Annotated in this window: 19 protein-coding genes; 15 read left to right on the plus strand and 4 right to left on the minus strand. The window is 64.6% G+C overall.

What is annotated here, in order from left to right; translation table 11 throughout:
• Nucleotides 1-71: 71 nt before the first annotated feature.
• The gene (locus tag MKK04_RS12785; protein ID WP_207837232.1) at nt 72-494 is read left to right on the plus strand and encodes an anti-virulence regulator CigR family protein; all 423 of its coding nucleotides are present in this window, start codon (nt 72-74) and stop codon (nt 492-494) included.
• Nucleotides 495-583: 89 nt separating this feature from the next.
• Here the strand turns inward: MKK04_RS12785 and MKK04_RS12790 are convergent, their stop codons facing one another.
• The gene (locus tag MKK04_RS12790; protein ID WP_207837235.1) at nt 584-793 is read right to left on the minus strand and encodes a hypothetical protein; all 210 of its coding nucleotides are present in this window, start codon (nt 791-793) and stop codon (nt 584-586) included.
• A 134-nt stretch (nt 794-927) separates the two neighbouring features.
• Here MKK04_RS12790 and MKK04_RS12795 point away from each other — a divergent pair, with 134 nt between their 5' ends.
• Nucleotides 928-1,287 (plus strand): hypothetical protein, encoded by a 360-nt coding sequence (locus MKK04_RS12795; RefSeq protein ID WP_207837238.1) that lies wholly within the window; start codon nt 928-930, stop codon nt 1,285-1,287.
• A 1-nt stretch (nt 1,288) separates the two neighbouring features.
• On the opposite strand, the gene osmE is transcribed toward MKK04_RS12795, so the two are convergent.
• Together osmE and MKK04_RS12805 are read right to left on the minus strand one after the other, a co-directional pair.
• Nucleotides 1,289-1,645 (minus strand): osmotically-inducible lipoprotein OsmE, encoded by a 357-nt coding sequence (gene osmE / locus MKK04_RS12800; RefSeq protein ID WP_207837241.1) that lies wholly within the window; start codon nt 1,643-1,645, stop codon nt 1,289-1,291.
• A gap of 264 nt (nt 1,646-1,909) precedes the next feature.
• A complete protein-coding gene (locus tag MKK04_RS12805) occupies nt 1,910-2,116 on the minus strand; it encodes a hypothetical protein (protein WP_063914793.1) in 207 nt (68 codons plus the stop codon).
• A gap of 229 nt (nt 2,117-2,345) precedes the next feature.
• Between MKK04_RS12805 and MKK04_RS12810 the strand changes: the two genes are divergently transcribed.
• From MKK04_RS12810 to MKK04_RS12840, 7 genes are all read left to right on the plus strand, one after another.
• On the plus strand, nt 2,346-3,326 hold the full coding sequence (locus MKK04_RS12810; RefSeq protein ID WP_207837244.1) for a quinone oxidoreductase family protein: 981 nt from the start codon (nt 2,346-2,348) through the stop codon (nt 3,324-3,326).
• A gap of 13 nt (nt 3,327-3,339) precedes the next feature.
• Nucleotides 3,340-4,188: a TauD/TfdA dioxygenase family protein gene (locus MKK04_RS12815; protein ID WP_233694792.1), complete on the plus strand. Its 849-nt coding sequence runs from the start codon at nt 3,340-3,342 to the stop codon at nt 4,186-4,188.
• Nucleotides 4,189-4,242: 54 nt separating this feature from the next.
• A complete protein-coding gene (locus tag MKK04_RS12820; protein WP_063914790.1) occupies nt 4,243-5,295 on the plus strand; it encodes a 3-keto-5-aminohexanoate cleavage protein in 1,053 nt (350 codons plus the stop codon).
• A 182-nt stretch (nt 5,296-5,477) separates the two neighbouring features.
• Entirely contained in the window at nt 5,478-6,794 is a 1,317-nt protein-coding gene (locus MKK04_RS12825) for an MFS transporter (protein ID WP_241106752.1), read from the plus strand.
• Nucleotides 6,791-7,444 (plus strand): DsbA family protein, encoded by a 654-nt coding sequence (locus MKK04_RS12830; protein WP_241106753.1) that lies wholly within the window; start codon nt 6,791-6,793, stop codon nt 7,442-7,444. Before MKK04_RS12825 ends, MKK04_RS12830 begins: the two co-directional genes overlap by 4 nt.
• A complete protein-coding gene (locus tag MKK04_RS12835; RefSeq protein WP_063914787.1) occupies nt 7,441-7,767 on the plus strand; it encodes a Rieske (2Fe-2S) protein in 327 nt (108 codons plus the stop codon). Before MKK04_RS12830 ends, MKK04_RS12835 begins: the two co-directional genes overlap by 4 nt.
• Entirely contained in the window at nt 7,764-8,780 is a 1,017-nt protein-coding gene (locus MKK04_RS12840; RefSeq protein WP_207837252.1) for a YeiH family protein, read from the plus strand. Before MKK04_RS12835 ends, MKK04_RS12840 begins: the two co-directional genes overlap by 4 nt.
• A 71-nt stretch (nt 8,781-8,851) precedes the next feature.
• Here the strand turns inward: MKK04_RS12840 and MKK04_RS12845 are convergent, their stop codons facing one another.
• Nucleotides 8,852-9,880 (minus strand): AraC family transcriptional regulator, encoded by a 1,029-nt coding sequence (locus MKK04_RS12845; protein ID WP_063914785.1) that lies wholly within the window; start codon nt 9,878-9,880, stop codon nt 8,852-8,854.
• A gap of 207 nt (nt 9,881-10,087) precedes the next feature.
• Here MKK04_RS12845 and MKK04_RS12850 point away from each other — a divergent pair, with 207 nt between their 5' ends.
• From MKK04_RS12850 to MKK04_RS12875, 6 genes are all read left to right on the plus strand, one after another.
• Complete coding sequence (locus MKK04_RS12850; RefSeq protein WP_207837255.1) at nt 10,088-10,666, plus strand: RBBP9/YdeN family alpha/beta hydrolase; 579 nt, start codon at nt 10,088-10,090, stop codon at nt 10,664-10,666.
• A gap of 74 nt (nt 10,667-10,740) precedes the next feature.
• Nucleotides 10,741-12,696, plus strand: a complete 1,956-nt coding sequence (locus MKK04_RS12855) for a DUF1302 domain-containing protein (protein WP_207837258.1) — start codon at nt 10,741-10,743, stop codon at nt 12,694-12,696.
• Nucleotides 12,697-12,734: 38 nt separating this feature from the next.
• Nucleotides 12,735-14,093: a DUF1329 domain-containing protein gene (locus tag MKK04_RS12860; protein ID WP_207837261.1), complete on the plus strand. Its 1,359-nt coding sequence runs from the start codon at nt 12,735-12,737 to the stop codon at nt 14,091-14,093.
• A 21-nt stretch (nt 14,094-14,114) separates the two neighbouring features.
• Nucleotides 14,115-15,110 carry a WD40/YVTN/BNR-like repeat-containing protein gene (locus MKK04_RS12865; protein ID WP_233688325.1) on the plus strand — a complete coding sequence of 332 codons (996 nt, stop codon included), beginning with the start codon at nt 14,115-14,117 and terminating at the stop codon, nt 15,108-15,110.
• A gap of 15 nt (nt 15,111-15,125) precedes the next feature.
• A complete protein-coding gene (locus MKK04_RS12870; protein WP_241106754.1) occupies nt 15,126-17,591 on the plus strand; it encodes an efflux RND transporter permease subunit in 2,466 nt (821 codons plus the stop codon).
• A complete protein-coding gene (locus tag MKK04_RS12875; protein ID WP_241106755.1) occupies nt 17,584-19,362 on the plus strand; it encodes an acyl-CoA dehydrogenase C-terminal domain-containing protein in 1,779 nt (592 codons plus the stop codon). The genes MKK04_RS12870 and MKK04_RS12875 overlap by 8 nt, the downstream gene beginning before the upstream one ends.
• The last annotated feature ends 8 nt before the right edge of the window (nt 19,363-19,370 follow it).

A 19,370-nucleotide genomic window follows, 5' to 3' on the forward strand; every position in this document is an offset into this window, starting at 1 on the left:
TCTGGGGACTTTCACCCTGAACCGGGTTTTGGTCTAAAGTGCGGGGACGTCCCCTTGTGTAAGGAAACAGCATGGCAATGCATCGATGGGCAGTCGTGGCTACTTCAATCGTGTTGGCAGTGGCACCTGCGCTCACTTATGCCGACCCGGGTAACGGTAAAGGGCAGGGCCATGGCAAGGACAAGGGCCAGCACAGTAAAGGTCACGGTGCCGCGTATGGTGGCCCGTCGATAAACCGTGGCGATGTGCTTGGCATTCTCGACGGGCACCGCAACTATTGGAGCGCAGGCGCGCCGCTGCCCCCCGGCATCCAGAAGAACCTGGCCCGTGGCAAGCCACTGCCACCGGGTATCGCCAAGAAGCTGGATGGCAGGCTGCTGGGGCAGCTCCCTCATTATGATGGCTATGAATGGATGCAGGCGGGTGTGGACCTGATCCTGGTGGCAGTCGCTACGGGGATCATCTACGAGGTATTGAACGGCGCGCTGGATTGATGCTGTGAAGCGTTCCTGAAGCTGGACCTGGGTTCAACGTCAGGAGCGCCGTTCAGCCTGTCGGTGCAGGCTGGCTAATAGAGCCAGACTCAGGTTTTATCAGGTGTTTCCTGCACTTGCAGCACTGACCCCTTGTCGTCCGTCACCAGCAATCCGCTGGGCTGCGAGCCTTTCATTGGTTGTTCGGCGATCGGCATATCTGCGGTACGAAAGATACTGACGCCTTGTTCCCCTGCCTCCAGGGTTACGAGTTTTCCATCCTGATAGAAGTAGCGCGTGCGGACGGTGTTCTGTGGCATGACGTGTGCTCCCGTGTCTGTTGGTAGCTGCACTTTGTCAGTGTCCACCCGCCCATGCCACTGGTAGAAATATCAGGTGCAGCCTGGGTAGCAAGACCTTGGTTGATTAGTCAGTCAGTGCAACGCTCGTTAGAATGCAGCGTATTCTTGATGGCCAAATGCAAATGTCTACATTTCGTATCTTTCTCGCCGCTGTACTGGTCACCGGCCTTGCCGGCTGCGCAACCCCTGGCAAACCCACTGCCAGCAAACTGACCCACAAATCACCCCAGCAATACGCCGCCTGCGTACTGCCCAAGTGGCAAGCGCTGGCGCCACAGGCCACGCAGAAGTCGATCGCCCACGGCTACCGGCTGACGGCCCCCAGCGCTGTGGCATCCGATGACGTGTTGGACGTAGTCGATTCCCGCGAGGGTAGCCGCGCGACGTTCTACAAAGGCAGCTTTCTGTCTGGTGACAAATTGCGCCAGGCTGCCAAGGAATGCCTGGACTGAATCAGTAGCCCGAGCCGCTTGAGCCGCCCATGCTGGGCAGGCGGGCCCTGCGCTGGGCATTGCTCCATTCGGCGCAGGTCATGAAAGCGGTATTGTCCACTTTGCCGGTGCCGTCGAAGCTGACGCTGTAAGGTTGCCGGTTGTCGGCCTTGGTCAGCATGTAGTCGAAGCAGGTGCCGGGTACCACGGTGCGCTCAGTCTCGGCAGAGGGTTTGCCGCCGATCTGCATGACCTGGTCTTTGCTCATGCCGTTGTCGACTTTCGCAACCAGCGGCTGGTCGTGGTACAGCGCGGAGTTGGACGAGCAGGCAGAAAGCGCTGTCAGTGCAAAGATCAGCGCATGAAAGGGTTTGTTCATGGCAGTGCTCCGGTAGAGGATGCCAATCGCCTGATTGCCGGTTGGCAGCAGGGCGAGATCACGAACACTTGACCCCCTGTGGGAGCGGCTTTAGCCGCGAACACCGGCGCAACCGGTGCCATGCAGCGCGTTGGATTCTTCGCGGCTAAAGCCGCTCCCACAGGGTACGCGGACCGCTTGCGAACTCCGTTCTCTACATGACAGCGCAACCCGAAAGGCTGGGCGATCTCCCACAGGGTTCGAGCAAGGCAATTGCTTGCTCTATCAGCCTACATCACCGCGCTTGTTCAGCTGCTCGCACTGCACCTGCGCATCCGTCCTGCTTGGATAGCTGGGCTTGAGCCGCTCCTTCGCTTGGTTGTCGTAAATGTCGAACCCCCCACAAACGGTAGCGGCGTAATAGCGGCTACCCACGCGGAACGACTCCTTTTCGATCGGTACAGCGGGAACGATAACGAATCTTGGTTGCATTTTTCGTGCCTCCCCAGGCAGAGACTTAAGTATTAGTCTGACCATGGATAAGCATCAAGGAGGCTCATGAATAAAACGCGGTTTTCGTGAACGACAGGTCGACGCCCGTACTGTCATCAAATGAAAACCCGCTGTCGTCCGATGCGAAGCACCCCGCACACCAAGGGCATACAGTCCAATCACCCAGAACTGACGCCATGCGTCCAGATCGATGATTGGAGAGACAAGCATGTCCAAAGTCGTACGTTTCCATCAGACCGGTGGCCCCGAGGTGCTGCGCTACGAGGACGCCGAGGTCGGCGAGCCCGGCCCGGGGCAGGTGCGCTTGCGCCAGGTGGCGGTGGGCCTGAACTACGCCGATACCTATTTCCGCAACGGCACCTACCCGATCCCGCTGCCCAACGGCATTGGCGTGGAAGCGGCCGGCGTGGTCGAGGCGGTGGGCGAGGGCGTGACCCAGGTGGCGGTCGGTGACCGGGTCACCTACACCGGTTTCCTCAACACCCTGGGCGCTTATTGCACCGAGCGCCTGATCCCTGCTGCCGCGCTGATCAAGCTGCCAGATACCATCGCCTTCGAAACCGCCGCCGCCATGACCATGCGCGGCCTGACCTCCGCCTACCTGCTGCGTCGGCTCCATGATTTCAAACCCGGCGACAGCGTGCTGCTGCATGCCGCTGCTGGCGGGGTCGGCCTGATCGTCGCGCAGTGGGCGCGGCTGCTGGGGCTGAACGTGATCGGCACGGTGTCCACCGAGGCCAAGGCCGAAGTGGCGCGTGCCCATGGCTGCAACCACGTCATCAACTACAGCGTCGAGGACGTGGCCACGCGCGTGCGTGAGTTGACCGATGGGGTGGGGGTGAATGTGGTGTTCGACAGCGTTGGCAAGAACACCTTCATGGGCTCGCTCGATTCGCTCAAGCGCCGCGGCCTGATGGTATGCGTCGGCACGGCGTCGGGCACCATCCCGCCGTTCGACCCGCAGTTGCTGGCGATCAAGGGCTCGCTGCAGCTCACCCGCCCGGCACTGGCCGACTTCATCGCCGACCCGGCGGAAAAGGCCGACCTGGCCGGCGAGCTGTTCGACCACGTCGGCAGCGGGCGCATCCGTATCGAGATCAACCAGCACTACGCACTGCAGGATGCCGTCCAGGCCCACCGCGACCTGGAAGCGCGCAAGACCACCGGCTCGTCGATCTTCGTCATCTGAAGAGGGCAACAGCATGCACATCGAACAACTGACCTGCGCGATCGGGGCCGAGGTAAGTGGGGTCAACCTGGCCGACGCGATCCACGACGACGACCTGTTCGCCCAGCTGCGCGCGCAGTTGCTCCGGCACCGTGTGCTGTTCCTGCGCGACCAGCACTTCAGCCGCGCCGAACACGTGGCCTTTGCGCGCCGCTTCGGCGACCTGGAGGACCACCCGGTGGCCGGCAGCGACCCGGAACACCCGGGCCTGGTGCAGATCTACAAGCGCCCGGACCAGCCCAACGACCGCTATGAAAATGCCTGGCACACCGACGCCACCTGGCGCGAGGCCCCGCCGATGGGCTGTGTGCTGCGCTGCATCGAATGCCCGCCAGTGGGCGGCGACACGATGTGGGCGAACATGGTGCTGGCCTATGAAAACCTGCCAGGCGATGTGAAGGCCAAGATCGAAGGCCTGCGCGCCCGCCACAGCATCGAGGCCAGCTTTGGCGCTGCCATGCCGCTGGAAAAGCGCCTGGCGTTGAAGGCGCAGTTCCCCGATGCCGAGCACCCGGTGGTGCGCACGCACCCGGAAACCGGCGAGCAGGTGCTGTTCGTCAACGCCTTCACCACCCATTTCAGCAACTACCACACCCCGCAGCGGGTGCGCTTCGGCCAGGACGCCAACCCCGGTGCCAGCGACCTGCTGCGCTACCTGATCAGCCAGGCCTACCTGCCGGAGTACCAGGTGCGCTGGCGCTGGCAGCCCAACAGCGTGGCGATCTGGGACAACCGCAGCACCCAGCACTACGCCGTCATGGACTACCCGCCGTGCCACCGCAAGATGGAGCGCGCCGGGATCAAGGGCAGCCCCACGTTCTGAGTTCGTCGCCGTCGCTGGCGGCAACCGCACAATAACAATAGCGAGGACTACAGCATGCAATTCTTCGACGATTCGTTGCACCCGGAAAACATGGAAAAGGTGGTGATCACCGTGGCCCCCTATGGCCCGGAGTGGATGCCCGAAGACTTCCCGGAAGACATTCCCCTGACCATGGACGAGCAGGTGCAGAAGGCCGTCGACTGCTACGAGGCAGGCGCCACCGTGTTGCACCTGCATGTGCGTGAACTGGACGGCAAAGGCTCCAAGCGCCTGTCCAAGTTCAACGAGCTGATCGCCGGGGTGCGTGAGGCGGTGCCGGACATGATCATCCAGGTTGGCGGGTCGATTTCCTTCGCCCCGGAAAGCGAAGGCGAGGCGGCCAAGTGGCTGTCGGACGACACCCGGCACATGCTCGCCGAGCTGACGCCGCGCCCCGACCAGGTGACCGTGGCCATCAACACCACGCAGATGAACATCATGGAGTTGCTGTACCCCGAGTACCTGGAAGGCACCTCGCTGGCCAGCCCGGCGATTCATGCCGCCTACAGCGAGATGACCGTGCCGGCCGGCCCGGCCTGGGTCCGCGAGCACCTGCGTCGCCTGCAGGCCAGCAACATCCAGCCGCATTTCCAGCTGACCGGCATGCATGCCCTGGAGACGCTCGAGCGCATCGTCCGCCGCGGTGACTACATGGGGCCGCTGAACCTGACCTGGATCGGCATCGGCGGCGGCTTCGACGGCCCCAACCCGTTCAACTTCTTCAACTTCATCCACCGCGCGCCGGACGGTTGCACCCTGACCGCGGAATCGTTGCTGAAGAACGTGCTGCCGTTCAACACCATGGCCCTGGCGATGGGCCTGCACCCGCGCTGTGGCAACGAAGACACCATCATCGACCAGCATGGCAAGCGCTTCACCTCGGTGCAGCAGATCCAGCAGACCGTGCGCGTGGCCCACGAGCTGGGCCGCGAGATAGCCAGCGGCAAGGAAGCACGCGCCATTTACCGCATCGGGCAGCAGTACGACAGTATCGAGCAGACCTTGAAGGCCAACGGCATGGCGCCGAATCGCCAGCCGGGTGTGAAGGGTGTGCCGCAGCGTACCTGACACGGCAGGCACGTCCTCTTCGCGGGCATGCCCGCTCCCACAGGTGCGGTGTTGGCCCAACGGTTGACGCGGTACCTGTGGGAGCGGGCGAGCCCGCGAAGAGGGCCGCAAAAGCAACATGAATGTTGGCTGTAACCCATAACAACAAGAACAACCTCACGCCCCACACCCAAGGAGGCAACATGGCCACCTATCTCGCCAGTGCCGAAGATTCCGGCACCGACACCGCCCACAGCGTCCCCCGGCGCTATGCCTGGGTGGTCTTCGCCCTGACCTTTGGCCTGTTGATCTCCGACTACATGTCGCGCCAGGTGCTCAACGCGGTGTTCCCGCTGCTCAAGGGCGAATGGGCATTGAGCGACAGCCAGCTCGGCTTGCTCAGCGGCATCGTCGCGCTGATGGTCGGCCTGCTGACATTTCCGCTGTCGCTGTTGGCCGACCGCTTCGGCCGGGTACGCAGCCTGGTGCTGATGGCGGTACTGTGGAGCCTGGCCACCCTCGGCTGCGCCCTGGCGGAAAACTACTCGCAGATGTTCATCGCACGGTTTCTGGTCGGGGTGGGCGAGGCGGCCTACGGCAGTGTCGGCATTGCAGTGGTGGTCGCCGTGTTCCCTCGCGACATGCGCTCGACCCTGGCCGGGGCGTTCATGGCCGGTGGCATGTTCGGCTCGGTGCTGGGCATGGCCCTGGGCGGTGTGCTGGCCCAGCACCTGGGCTGGCGCTGGGCATTCGCCGGCATGGCGCTGTTCGGCCTGGTGCTGGCGATGCTGTACCCACTGATCGTCAAGGAGGCGCGTATTGTGCCTCGGTGCGCGCAGCATTTGCAGGGCAAGGCCAGTCGCCCGCTGCGCACCCTGTACAGCAGCCGTTCGGTCATCGCGGCCTACGTCGGCAGTGGGCTGCAGCTGTTCGTCGGCGGCACCGTGATCGTGTGGATGCCCAGTTACCTGAACCGCTATTACGCCATGGGCACCGACCGCGCCGGGGCGATTGCCGCGGTCATCGTGCTGTGCAGCGGCATCGGCATGATCCTCTGTGCCATGCTCTGCGACCGCCTCGGGCGGCAGCGCCCGGACCGCAAGATCAGCCTGGCAATTGCCTACTGCCTGGGCAGTTGTGCGCTGCTGTCCATCGCTTTCGCACTGCCAGCCGGCACCGCGCAACTGGTGCTTATCTGCCTGGGCATGATGATTGCCGCCGGCACCAACGGCCCGTCCAGTGCCATGGTCGCCAACCTCACCCACGCCTCGGTGCACGGCACCGCGTTCGCAACCCTGACCCTGGCCAACAACCTGTTGGGCCTGGCAACCGGGCCGCTGATCACTGGGCGCGTTTCCGACCTGATCGGCCTGCATGCCGCCTTCCAGCTGGTGCCGCTGATGAGCATCGGCGCGGCGGCCGTGTTTTTCCTTGCCAAACGTCATTACCACCGCGACATGGAGCGTCTGCATGCACCGGCACAGAACGCTGCTGGCGTACCCCGGGAGTTGAAACCGTGAAACAGCTGTTGTCCGTCGAAGTGTTCTTCGATTTCGTCTGCCCGTGGTGCCTGATTGGCCAGCGGCACCTGCAGGCCGCCCTGTTGCTGTTGCAGCGCGAACAGCCGCAAGTGCAAGTACAACTGCAATGGCGAGGTGTGCAGTTGTTGCCTGGCTTGCCAACTGGTGGCGTGCCGTTCCATGCCTTCTATCTGCAGCGCCTGGGCAGCGAGGAGGCGGTGCGCGAGCGGCAGGCCCAGGTGCGCGCCGCTGCTCGCGTGGTCGGTGAGGACATCGACTTCACGCGTATTCGCCGCATGCCCAACACCGCCAATGCCCATCGGCTGCTGCAACGGGCCACCCGGCTGCTCGATGCATCGCAACTGGAAAACCTGCTGGCACAGCTGTTCATCGCCTATTTCCACCAGGGCCGCGACCTGGGGGATAGCCGCACATTGCTCGACATCGCCCAGTGTTGTGGGCTGGAGGCCGTACAGGTTGCCGACTGCCTGCGTGACGACGGCAGCCCGTTCCTCGATGGGGCAGGGCGCGCAGGCAGTGCCGTGCCGCGTTTCCGCTTCAATCAGGGGCCGCTCATCGCTGGCGCGCAGCCTGCCGAGGTGCTGTTTGCGGCCATGACCGAAGCGCTGCAAGAGGTTGAACGGGTATGACCCGGCGTATTGCACTGGCCCCCCATCAGGTGCCGGAACGTAACGGCCGCGTGCTGCTGGCCTGCGAAGGGCGCAGCGTGGCGCTGTTCAACGTGGCCGACTCGCTCTATGCCATCGAAGACAGCTGCCCGCACCAGGGCGCATCGTTGTGCGGCGGGCGGCTGGAGGGCCGTGTCATCCAGTGCTGCGCGCATGGCCTGCGCTTTGACCTGGCCAGCGGCTACCTGGTCAATTCCAGGGCTTTGAAGGTTGCCAGCTACCCGGTCGAGCAGCAGGGCGGGCAGGTCTACATCGTGTTTGACAGTGAGGAAGCGGGGCAATGAATACACTGGCACTGAGCGCTACCCATCAGCGTATCCGCACCCTCGCCCCGGGAGTGGTGGTCAGCCTTATCGTCGGCGCGGCCGCCAGTTTCCTCAGCGAGCATTACGCGGCGCCGGTCATGCTGTTTGCCCTGCTGCTGGGGATGGCACTGAACTTTCTCGCGGTCGACGGCCCCTGCAAGGCCGGTATCGAATTTACCGCCCGCACGGTACTGCGCCTGGGTGTGGCGCTGCTTGGCATGCGCATCACCCTGGACCAGATCGCCAGCCTGGGCTGGAAACCCGTGGTCCTGGTCATCACCCTGGTGGTAGTGACGATCCTGGCCTCGGTGGTGGTGGCCAAGGTGCTGGGTTTTTCACGGCTGTTCGGCATGCTCACCGGCGGTGCCACGGCCATTTGCGGTGCCTCGGCGGCGCTGGCACTGGCAGCGGCCTTGCCCCAGCACCCGCGCAAAGAGCATGCAACGCTGTTCACCGTGATCGGCGTGTCGGCGCTGTCGACCCTGGCGATGATCCTCTACCCGATGATCGCCCAGTGGTTGCACCTGTCACCCGCGCAGGCCGGGGTCTTCCTCGGTGCGACCATCCACGACGTGGCGCAGGTGGTGGGGGCCGGCTACAGCATGTCCACCGAGACCGGTGACATCGCCACAGTGGTCAAGCTGATGCGGGTGGCCATGCTGTTGCCGGTCATTGTCTGCGCGGCCATGATCACCCGGCGCCAGGGCCTGGAGGCCGGTGGCCAGCGGCCGCCCTTGCTGCCATGGTTCGCCGTCGGCTTCCTGCTGCTGGCCTGCGTCAACAGCACAGGCTGGGTGCCCGCCGCGGTGCAGGGCGGTATCAACGACCTGTCGCGTGGCTGCCTGGTGGTGGCGATCAGTGCCCTGGGCATGAAAACCCAACTCAAGGCGCTGGCTTCGGTCGGGGTAAAACCCATTGCGCTGATGGTGGGGGAGAGCGTGTTTCTGGTGCTTTTGGTGCTGGCGTTGATGCGTTGGGTGGGTACGGCTTGAGATTTGTGGCGCCTGTGAGATCGAGCGCCGCCCGCGCGGCGCTCGATCTCAAAATCACCAAAAATCTCAGCTCAGGCGGCTGGTGGCCCTGACACAATCTGTCCATCCCGCTGTGCCCGCCAACTGGCCGGCGGCATGCCGAACTGGGCGATGAACCAGCGGGTGAACGAGCTGGGCATCGAATAACCCAGCATGTCGGCGATACGCCCCAGCGAATAGCCGGGGTTTTCCAGGTAGCGCATCACCAGGTCACGGCGCACGCTGTTGATCAGGTCCTTGAAGGTCAACCCGCTTTCTTCCAGGCGCCGCTGCAGGGTGCGCACGTTCATGCCCTGGGTCTGTGCCACCTGCTCGATGGTGGCGCGGCCCATGGGCAGCAGCAGGTAGATGGTCTTGCGTAGCTCCAGCTCCAGCGACGGCGTGCCGCCCGCCGGCAGGCTGTCCAGATAGCGTTGCGCCAGGCGCGCCATGGCATCGTTGGCCTGCGGGCTGGCGCTGTCGAGGTCGGCGGCCGGGCAGACGATGCCGTTGAACTCGCTGCCGAACACCAGCGTGCAGCCGAAAATGCGCCGGTGAGTGGCCAGATCGGCAGGCGCCGCGTGGGTGAAGTTGGCACTGACCGGGTGCCAGTGGGCACCTAGCAGTGCCGCGCACAGGCGCATCATCACGCCAATGGCAAGCTCGGTGGCCTGGCGACTGCAGGGCGCGCGTTCGTTGACTACCTCCTCGCGAATGACCACGGTCTTGCCGGCTTCTTCGATATGGATGGCCAGGGCGTCGTTGAGCAGGTGGCGGTACTGCACGATCACCTGCAGCGCATCACGCAGGGTGCGTTGGTGGCTGAGCAGCAGGCTGATTTCGCCGAAGTCCGACAGTTGCCGCAACTCGGCCATGCGCAGGCCGAAGCTTTCGCAGCGGGTGGCGCTGGCGGAGGCCTCCAGCAAGGTGATGACGCTGGCAACCGGGATCCGCCGGTTGGGGTCATCGAGCAACGCGGCGCTGAGGCCAACCTGTGCCAACAGTGCATGGGGATTGAGGCCCAGGTGGCGGGACACCTCAAGGTAATTGGTCAAACTGGCGGCACGGACTAGGGCAGGCATCTTTTGTTGTTTTCCATGCGGTTTCTTGTTGTTGGGTATGCCGACATGCGTTTTGTGTCTTATAGACTGCGTGTCATGAATTGAAAAGCAAAGCCTTGTATGGGCCATTGTCATCAAATGAAAAGCCCCTGACGCCCAATGTGAAGCACCCAGTGGGTGGGCTGTTTACTGTGAACCTCAAGAGCTACACCGCACACGAGGTTCACCGTGGAAAAACTGCAAACCACTGCCACCGTGCTGATCGTCCCCGGCCTGCGCGACCATGTCGCCGAGCACTGGCAGACCCTGCTCGCAGGCCGCCTGGCCAAGGTGCGCAGCGTACCGCCACTGCGGGTCGATGGCCTGTGCTGCACGGCCCGGGTCGAGGCGATCCAGCGCGAGCTGGACCAGATCGAAGGTGAAGTGATTCTGGTAGCCCACAGTGCTGGCGTGCTGATGGTCGCCCACTGGGCGGCGCGCTACCGGCGGCCGATCAAGGGTGCATTGCTGGCGGCGCCACCTGACCTGAGCGCGCAATGGCCGGCCCACTACCCAAGCCCGACCAGCCTGGCCGAGCGCGGCTGGTCGCCATTACCCCTTGAGCCGCTGCCATTCCCCAGCATTGTCGCGGCCAGCAGCAATGATCACCTGGCCAGCCTTAGCGCGGCCAGCACCCTGGCCCAAGGCTGGGGTAGCGAACTGGTCGCACTGGGGGCTGTCGGCCACCTCAATCCGGCCTCCGGCTTCGGCCCCTGGCCGCAGGCCGAGGCCTTCATCCAGCGACTGGACCAGCCCAACCTGCTATAGCGCATGGACGCCCCAGCCACGCTCGCAAAAGACGGGCGGCGCAAAAAACAATAACAATACGTGGAGCCATCGTAATGCCAGAACACCGCATTCACCGTGCTGTGAAACCACAGCGCTGCCTGCTCGCCTGCGCCATCGGCCTGCTCACGCTGCCCGCTGCCCAGGCGTTCGAAGTCGATACCGGCAATGAAAACTGGGCCGTGCGCTTCGACAACACCGTCAAGTACAACTATGGCGTGCGCACCGAAAGCGCCGACAAGCGCATGCTGGGCACGCCGAACAGCAACGACGGTGACTACAACTTCCGCAAGGCCGGCACCAACATCACCAACCGGGTCGACCTGCTGACCGAACTGGACGTGGTCTACCAGGGCAACACCGGGTTCCGCGTCAGCACCGCCAGCTGGTACGACAAGGCCTATGACAACACCGGTTCCAATAGCAACCCGTTCGTCAACGGCAACGGCGGCCAGTCCGGCATCAACCCCAGCCTCAATGGCTTGCCCGGCACCGGTGTGCCGCTGGGCAGCCCGCACCTGAGCAACTACGCCCAGCGTTACTACAGCGGCCCGTCCGGTGAAGTGCTGGACGCCTTCGTGTTCTTCAGCCGTGAAGTCGGCGAGGCCTCGCAGGTCAGCGCCAAGCTGGGCCAGCACAACCTGTTCTGGGGTGAAACCCTGCTCAACCCGGTGCATTCGCTGAGCTACGGCCAGTCCGGCCTCGATCTGGCCAAGCTGGCCGCCTCGCCGGGCACCGAGGCCAAGGAGCTGTTCGTACCGCGCAACCAGCTGTCGACCTCGTTCCTGGTCAACTCCGAACTGACCCTGGGCGCCCAGTACTTCTTCGACTGGGACGCAGCCCGCCTGCCCGAAGCCGGTACCTACTATGGCGGCTCGGACGTGGTAGGCGAGGGCGCCCAAAGCTTCCTGCTCGGCCACACCGGCACCCCGGGGCTGATCCCGGTGCGCGGCGCGCTGACCACCATCCGCCGTGGCCATGACCTGAAACCGGGCAAGAGCGGCGACTGGGGCATCATGGCCAAGTGGTCGCCCGAGTGGCTGGGCGGCACCCTCGGCTTCTACTACCGCAAGACCTCCGAAATTCTCCCGCAGGCCTGGCTCGACGCACGTGGCATGACCGTCGCCAACGGCCCGTTCGGCAACCCACCGGGCAGTCGTCAGGGCGCTGTCGGCAACCTGTACAACTCGCTGCAAAGCACTACCTACCAGTTCGCCTACGCCGACGACATCGACATCTACGGCCTGAGCCTGTCCAGGGATGTGGGCGGCATCAGTGTCGGCAGCGACCTGAACATCCGCCACAACATGCCGCTGGCGAGCATCCCGGCAATCGTCAGCGCCCCCGGCCAGGGTGGCCTGGGCGGCGGCTTCGGCCTGCTGCCGGCACGCCTGCCTGGCAGCGGGGTGGTCTACGACGTGCCCAAGGATGGCGACAGCCTGAGCGCCACCGGTGACACCCTGCACTGGACCTTGAACGGCCTGATGACCATTGGTGACACGCCGCTGTTCGATTCGGCAACCCTGCTTGGCGAACTGTTCTACAGCAACCTGCTCAAGCTCGATAGCCACAACGAGGCCTTGTACAAGGGCAAGAGCAGCTACCGCGGCATCGACAAGGCCACCCGCGACAACTGGGGCATCGCCGTCAATTTTACCCCTACCTGGTACCAGGTGCTGCCGGGCATGGACCTGAGCATGCCGCTGTCGGTCAACGTTGGTCTGGACGGCGTGTCGCCGGTGCAGGGCGGTGGCGCCGAGAACACCGGCAACTATGCGGTAGGCGTGAGCGCCGCGATCTACAACCAGTACTTCGTCGACCTCAAGTACGTCGACAGTTTCGGTGAGACCAAGGCCTGCAAGGACGGCCAGACCGACGGCAGCACCCCCAACGCCCTGGACGGCGAACAGGATTACACCTGCTACGGCGGCGGCTACGCCTCCTTCTCCGGCGGTGGTGCCACCACCGAGGACCGTGGCGCCCTGTACCTGACCGTCAAGACGACCTTCTGAGTCATGTTTCCTACAGCCTACACAGGAAGACAACCATCATGAATTTCGTACGTACCCTGCTGGCCTCGTGCCTGTCACTGGCCGCCCTGAGTGCTGCCCAGGCCGCCGTTTCCACTGACCAGGCCGCGCGCCTGGGCACCAGCCTGACCGTCATTGGCGCGGAAAAGGCCGGCAACGCCGATGGCTCGATCCCGGCCTACCAGGGCGGCCTGCTGACGCCGCCGGCCAGCTACCAGAGCGGCGCCAGCATGCGCCCCGACCCGTTCGCCAGCGACAAGCCGCTGCTGGTCATCGATGGCAAGAACGCCGAGCAGTACAAGGGCCAGCTGACCGCCACCACCCTGGAACTGCTCAAGCGCTACCCCAGCTACCGCGTCGATGTGTACCCGACCCACCGTAGCGTGGCGCTGCCGCAAGCGGTACTCGACAACACCCGCAAGAACGCCACTGGCGCCAACAGCAAGGAGGGTGGCACTGCGGTAGACAATGTGCTGCCCGGCATACCGTTCCCGATCCCGCAGAACGGCGCCGAGGCCATGTGGAACTTCCTGCTGCGCTACCAGGGCGTGAGCATGACTGCCAAGTACGACTCGTGGAACGTCGACGCCGCCGGCAAGCCATCACTCTCGACCACCGGCCAGGCCAATATCAGCTACCCGATCTACGAGGACATGGCCAAGCCGATCGGTGCCAAGGACACCTACTACCAGATGAAGCTGGTGTACACCGGGCCCGCACGCCGTGCCGGCGAAGCGATGATGCTGCGCGATGCCGCCAACCCGCTGGTGCAGCCACGCAGCGCCTGGCAGTACCTGCCGGGCCAGCGCCGGGTCAAGCTGGCACCGAACCTGGCATACGACACGCCCAACCCGGGTACCTCGGGTTCGGGTACCTACGATGACGTGTTCGTCTTCAACGGTGCGCTGGACCGCTACGACTGGACCCTGGTCGGCAAGCAGGAAATGTACGTGCCGTACAACACCTATCAGCTGACCTACAACACCGACGTCAAGCAGGTGATCACCCCCAACCACCTGGCGCCACAGTTCGTGCGCTGGGAGAAACACCGGGTGTGGGTGGTGGAAGGCAAGCTCAAGGACGGTGCACGGCATATCTACCACAAGCGCCGCTTCTACCTCGACGAAGACAGCTGGATCGCCCTGGCCTCGGACCAGTACGACGCCCGTGGCCAGCTGTACCGCGGCTCGTTCGCCTTCCTCACCCAGAGCTACGACAAACAGACCCCGGACGCCACGCCGTTCATGATCTACGACCTGATCGGCGGCACCTACAACCTCAATGGTGTAGTCGGAGCCTACGGCGGCATCCGCTACATCGACCCGCTGTCGAAAACCCAGTGGTCGCCCGAGTCGCTGGCCGGCAATGGCATCCGCTGAACGCACGGAGCATAGATGGCAATGTCTGTCTTCAAACGATGCAGCGTGGTCGTTCTGACCTTGGCCGCGCTGCAGGGCGCGGCCCAGGCGGCGCCCTTCACCGATGTGCTGGACCTGCCCGCGATGCCCAGCGCCCTGGTCGCCAGCAGCGCCTTGCGCGATGTAACCCAAGCCGGGCAGCGCCTGGTTGCGGTGGGCCCGCGTGGGCACATTGTGTATTCCGATGACCACGGCGCGCACTGGCAGCAAGCCCAGGTGCCGGTCAGCGCCGACCTCAATGCCGTGAGCTTCGCCACGCCCGAACTGGGCTGGGCAGTGGGCCACGATGGCGTGGTGCTGCACAGCCGCGATGGCGGCGTGCACTGGCAGAAGCAGCTGGATGGCCGGGCGCTGGCCGAACAACTGCCGGGCACGGGTAGCGACAATGCCTTGCTCGACGTGTGGTTCAGCGATGCCCGCAATGGCTATGCGGTCGGAGTGTTCAACCTGCTGTTGCGTACCGTTGACGGCGGCGAGCACTGGCAGCCCTGGCTCGACCACAGCGATAACCCGCAAGGCCTGCACCTGACCAGCCTGGCCGCGGTGGGGGACGAGCTGTACATCACCGGCGAGCAAGGCCTGCTGCTGAAGCAGGACGGCGAGCGCTTCAGCCGTGTCGAAACACCCTACGCCGGCACGCTGTTCGGGGCTGTCGGCAAGCCCGGCGTACTGCTGGTCTATGGCCTGCGTGGGCATGCCTACCGCAGCACCGACGGCGGCCAGCAATGGCAAGCAGTCAGCAGCAGTGTGAACACCAGCCTCACCGCCGCTGGTGTCGACCGTGACGGCCAGCTGTGGCTGGCCAGCCAGGCCGGCGACCTGCTGCTCAGCCGGGACGATGGCGCCAGCTTCCGCCCGGTGCCGCAAAGCGCCCGTGGCCCGGTGACCGCGCTCGCCACCGATACCGGCAACGGCCTGGTACTGGTCGGCGAGCGGGGCGTGCGCAACCAGGCCGGTAACCCCACGCTGCACCCATAACAAGAGAAGACCCTGATGGCCGCTACCCGCCAAGACACCCTTCCGGTAATCCGTAATCTCGACGATTTCGACCCACGCTCGGGCAACGGCCTGGAGCGCCTGGTGTTCAACCATCGCCTGCCGTTCCTGCTGTGCATGCTGCTGGCGACCTTGGTGCTGGGCTACATGGCGCTGACCCGCCTGGAGCTGCGCCCCAGTTTCGACAAGATGCTGCCGCAGAGCCATCCCTACATCCAGAACTACCTGGAAAACCGCCCATCGCTGCGTGGCCTGGGCAACGCAGTGCGGGTGGTGGTGGAGAACACCCAGGGCGACATCTTCGACCCGGACTACCTGCAGACCCTGCGTCACATCAACGACGAACTGTTCCTCAGCCAGGGCGTGGACCGGGCCTGGGTGAAGTCGCTGTGGAGCCCGGCGGTGCGCTGGACCGAGGTGACCGAGGAGGGCTTCCAGGGCGGCCCGGTGATGCCCGACGGTTACCAGGGCGTGGCGGGTGACATCGAACAATTACGGCAGAACATCGAGCGCGCCAACATCGTCGGCAGCCTGGTGGCGCGCGACTTCAAGTCGAGCATGCTGATCGTGCCGCTGCTCGACCAGGACTCGGCCACTGGCAAAGGCCTCGACTACCATGCCTTCTCGCAAAAGCTCGAACAACTGCGCAGCCAATACCAGGCCAGCGGCCAGTACCGCATCCATGTCATCGGCTTTGCCAAGCTGATGGGTGACCTGATCGACGGGCTGATCCAGGTGATGGCGTTCTTCGCCCTGGCGGTGCTGACCAGCCTGCTGATCATCTACTGCTATACCCGTTGTGTGCGCAGCACCTTGCTGGTGGTGCTGTGTTCGCTGACTGCGGTGGTGTGGCAACTGGGCATCGTCGCCTGGCTGGGCTACGCCATCGACCCGTATTCGATCCTGGTGCCGTTCCTGATCTTCGCCATTGGCGTATCCCACGCGGCGCAGAAGATGAACGGCATCCTCCAGGACATCGGCCGTGGCACCCACCGCCAGGTGGCGGCGCGCTATACCTTCCGCCGCCTGTTCGTGGCCGGGGTGACCGCGTTGCTGGCCGATGCGGTGGGTTTTGCCGTGTTGATGCTGATCGACATCCCGGTGATCCAGGACCTGGCGATCACCGCCAGCATCGGCGTGGCGGTACTGATCTTCACCTCGCTGCTGCTGATGCCGGTGGCGCTGTCTTATGTAGGTGTTGGCCGCAAGGCTGCCGAGCGGGCCCTGGAAATTGATGCTCGTTGGGGCTGCAACGCAGCCCCAATCAATCCATGGGGCCTGCTCGACCGCTTCACCGAACGCAAATGGGCCAGCGCCGCACTGCTGGTGGCCCTGGCCTTGGGCGCCATCGGCATCTGGGGCAGCCTGCAATTGAAAATCGGCGACCTCGACAGCGGTGCCCCCGAGCTGCGTGCCGACTCCCGCTACAACCTCGACAACGCCTACATCACCCAGCACTACGCGCTGTCCAGCGATACCTTCGCGGTCATGGTCAAGACCGCTCCGGAAGGCTGCCTGCAATACCAGACGCTGGTCCTTGCCGACCGCCTGGCCTGGCAGCTGCAGCAATTGCCGGGTGTGCAGACCACCGTGTCGCTGGCCAACGCAGTGCGCCAGATCACCGCTGGCACCTACGAAGGCAACCCGCGCCTGAACAGCCTGCAGCGCAACCAGGATGTGCTCAACTACGCCGCCCAGCAGGCCTCGGTCAACGCCCCGGAGCTGTTCAACAACGACTGCTCGCTGATGCCGGTAATCGCCTACCTCAAGGACCATCGCGCTGACACCCTGGCCCAGGTGGCTGCCGTGGCCGAGCGCTTTGCCCAGGCCAACAGCAGCGCCGAACAGCAGTTCCTGCTGGCCGCCGGCAGTGCCGGTATCGAGGCCGCCACCAACGTGGTGGTCCGCGAGGCCAACCACCGCATGCTGTTGCTGGTGTACCTGGCGGTCACGCTGTTCTGCCTGTTCACCTTCCGCAGCTGGCGCGCCACGCTGGTGGCGATCCTGCCGCTGATGCTCACCTCGGTGCTGTGCGAGGCGCTGATGGTGGCCATGGGCATTGGCGTCAAGGTCGCCACCTTGCCGGTGATCGCCCTGGGCGTGGGCATAGGCGTGGACTACGCGCTGTACCTGCTCAGCGTGCAGCTGCACTACCAGCGCGCCGGGCTGAGCCTGGCCCAGGCCTACCGGAAAGCCGTGGCCTTCACCGGCCGGGTGGTGGGGCTGGTCGGCATTACCCTGGCGGCCGGCGTGGTCGGCTGGGCCTGGTCGCCGATCAAGTTCCAGGCCGACATGGGCCTGCTGCTGACCTTCATGTTCCTGTGGAACATGCTCGGCGCGCTGGTGCTGATCCCTGCATTGTCGCATTTCCTCCTGCGTGGCCAGGCCGCCCCGGCGCCTGCCGAGGCCCAGGCCACGCCGCTTCCGCAAACCCAAGAAACCGAGTGCTCGCCTCATGTCTGATTACCTTGCACCACTGCGCGACATGGATTTTCTGTTCAACGAAGTGTTCGACATCCCGGCCTGGTGGGCACAAACGCCCGCCCTGGCCGAGCAGGTCGATGGCGACACTGCCCGGGCCGTGCTGGAACAGGCCGGCAGGCTGATTGCCGAGGTGGTGGCGCCGCTCAACCGCAGTGGCGACGAGCAGGGCTGCCGCTGGGAGGCCGGCCAGGTGCGTACCCCCGACGGCTTCGCTGACGCCTACCGGGCATTCGCCGCGGATGGCTGGGTGGGCGTGGCCGGCGCCCCTGAGTACGGGGGCATGGGCATGCCGAAAGTGATCGGCGCCCAGCTTGAAGAAATGCTCAATGCCGCCAATCTGTCGTTCGGCCTGTACCCGATGCTGACCGCCGGGGCTTGCCTGGCGCTGCTCAACCATGCCAGCGAGCCGTTGAAGGCGCTGTACCTGCCGCCCATGTACCAAGGGCGCTGGACCGGTTCGATGTGCCTGACCGAGCCGCATGCTGGCACCGACCTGGGCCTGATTCGCACCCGCGCCGAGCCGGTTGCCGATGGCCGTTATCGCATCAGCGGTACCAAGATCTTCATCACTGGCGGTGAGCAGGACCTGACCGAGAACATCATCCACCTGGTACTGGCGCGGCTGCCGGATGCGCCCGCCGGGCCCAAGGGCATCTCGCTGTTCCTGGTGCCCAAGGTGCTGGTTGACGCCGACGGCGCGCTGGGTGAGGCCAATGCGGTGAGTTGCGGTTCGATCGAGCACAAGATGGGCATCAAGGCCTCGGCCACCTGCGTGATGAACTTCGACGGTGCAATCGGCTACCTGGTGGGCGAGCCGAACAAAGGCCTCAACGCGATGTTCACCATGATGAACTACGAGCGCCTGGGCGTAGGTATCCAGGGCCTGGCCCTGGGCGAACGCTCCTATCAGGGTGCCATCGCCTATGCCCGTGACCGCCAGCAGGGCCGTGCACCGAACGGCGCCGAAGCACCGCAGCAAAGCGCTGACCCGATCATCGTCCACCCGGACGTGCGGCGCATGCTGCTGACCATGAAAGCGCTGAACGAAGGCGGGCGGGCCTTTTCCACCTATGTGGCGCTGCAGCTGGACCTGGCCAGATACAGTGAAGCCCCGGTCGTGCGCGCCCAGGCCGAAGCCAGGGTGGCGCTGCTCACACCGGTGGCCAAGGCCTTCCTCACCGACATGGGGCTGGAGACCACCGTGCACGGCCAGCAGGTGCTGGGCGGTCATGGCTATATCCGTGAGTGGGGCCAGGAGCAGCTGATCCGCGACTGCCGCATCACCCAGATCTACGAAGGCACCAATGGTATCCAGGCGCTAGACCTGGTGGCGCGCAAGCTGTTTGGCGATGGCGGCCAGGCCTATCGCAGTGTGTCCGACGAAATCACCACCTTTGCCGAGGCATTGCCCACGGCATGTGCAGAGTTCGGCGCGCCATTGCTGGCCGCCGTGCGCAACCTCGACGAGCTGACTGACTGGTTGCTCGACCGGGCCCAGGGCAACCCGCGCGAGCTTGGCGCGGCGGCGGTGGAGTACCTGCAGGTGTTTGGTTACACCTTCTACGCCTACCTGTGGGCACGCATGGCCGTGGCATGCCAACACCATGCGGCCCCCGAGCCGTTCCACCTGAGCAAGCTGGGTACCGCGCGGTTCTACTTTGCCCGCCTGCTGCCACGTATTCACTCGCTGAGCGCCAGCGCCAGGGCCGGTAGTGACAGCCTGTACCTGCTCGAGGCCGGGCAACTGTGAAGGCCGCC

It is taken from the genome of Pseudomonas sp. LS.1a, from assembly GCF_022533585.1.
GTDB lineage: Bacteria > Pseudomonadota > Gammaproteobacteria > Pseudomonadales > Pseudomonadaceae > Aquipseudomonas.

Excerpts from the sequence above, each read along its gene's own strand:
- MKK04_RS12785 (WP_207837232.1), top strand. The coding sequence starts at position 72 with ATGGCAATGCATCGATGGGCAGTCGTGGCTACTTCAATCGTGTTGGCA.
- MKK04_RS12790 (WP_207837235.1), bottom strand. The coding sequence starts at position 793 with ATGCCACAGAACACCGTCCGCACGCGCTACTTCTATCAGGATGGAAAA.
- MKK04_RS12795 (WP_207837238.1), top strand. The coding sequence starts at position 928 with ATGCAGCGTATTCTTGATGGCCAAATGCAAATGTCTACATTTCGTATC.
- osmE (WP_207837241.1), bottom strand. The coding sequence starts at position 1,645 with ATGAACAAACCCTTTCATGCGCTGATCTTTGCACTGACAGCGCTTTCT.
- MKK04_RS12805 (WP_063914793.1), bottom strand. The coding sequence starts at position 2,116 with ATGCAACCAAGATTCGTTATCGTTCCCGCTGTACCGATCGAAAAGGAG.
- MKK04_RS12810 (WP_207837244.1), top strand. The coding sequence starts at position 2,346 with ATGTCCAAAGTCGTACGTTTCCATCAGACCGGTGGCCCCGAGGTGCTG.
- MKK04_RS12815 (WP_233694792.1), top strand. The coding sequence starts at position 3,340 with ATGCACATCGAACAACTGACCTGCGCGATCGGGGCCGAGGTAAGTGGG.
- MKK04_RS12820 (WP_063914790.1), top strand. The coding sequence starts at position 4,243 with ATGCAATTCTTCGACGATTCGTTGCACCCGGAAAACATGGAAAAGGTG.
- MKK04_RS12825 (WP_241106752.1), top strand. The coding sequence starts at position 5,478 with ATGGCCACCTATCTCGCCAGTGCCGAAGATTCCGGCACCGACACCGCC.
- MKK04_RS12835 (WP_063914787.1), top strand. The coding sequence starts at position 7,441 with ATGACCCGGCGTATTGCACTGGCCCCCCATCAGGTGCCGGAACGTAAC.
- MKK04_RS12840 (WP_207837252.1), top strand. The coding sequence starts at position 7,764 with ATGAATACACTGGCACTGAGCGCTACCCATCAGCGTATCCGCACCCTC.
- MKK04_RS12845 (WP_063914785.1), bottom strand. The coding sequence starts at position 9,880 with ATGCCTGCCCTAGTCCGTGCCGCCAGTTTGACCAATTACCTTGAGGTG.
- MKK04_RS12855 (WP_207837258.1), top strand. The coding sequence starts at position 10,741 with ATGCCAGAACACCGCATTCACCGTGCTGTGAAACCACAGCGCTGCCTG.
- MKK04_RS12860 (WP_207837261.1), top strand. The coding sequence starts at position 12,735 with ATGAATTTCGTACGTACCCTGCTGGCCTCGTGCCTGTCACTGGCCGCC.
- MKK04_RS12865 (WP_233688325.1), top strand. The coding sequence starts at position 14,115 with ATGTCTGTCTTCAAACGATGCAGCGTGGTCGTTCTGACCTTGGCCGCG.
- MKK04_RS12870 (WP_241106754.1), top strand. The coding sequence starts at position 15,126 with ATGGCCGCTACCCGCCAAGACACCCTTCCGGTAATCCGTAATCTCGAC.
- MKK04_RS12875 (WP_241106755.1), top strand. The coding sequence starts at position 17,584 with ATGTCTGATTACCTTGCACCACTGCGCGACATGGATTTTCTGTTCAAC.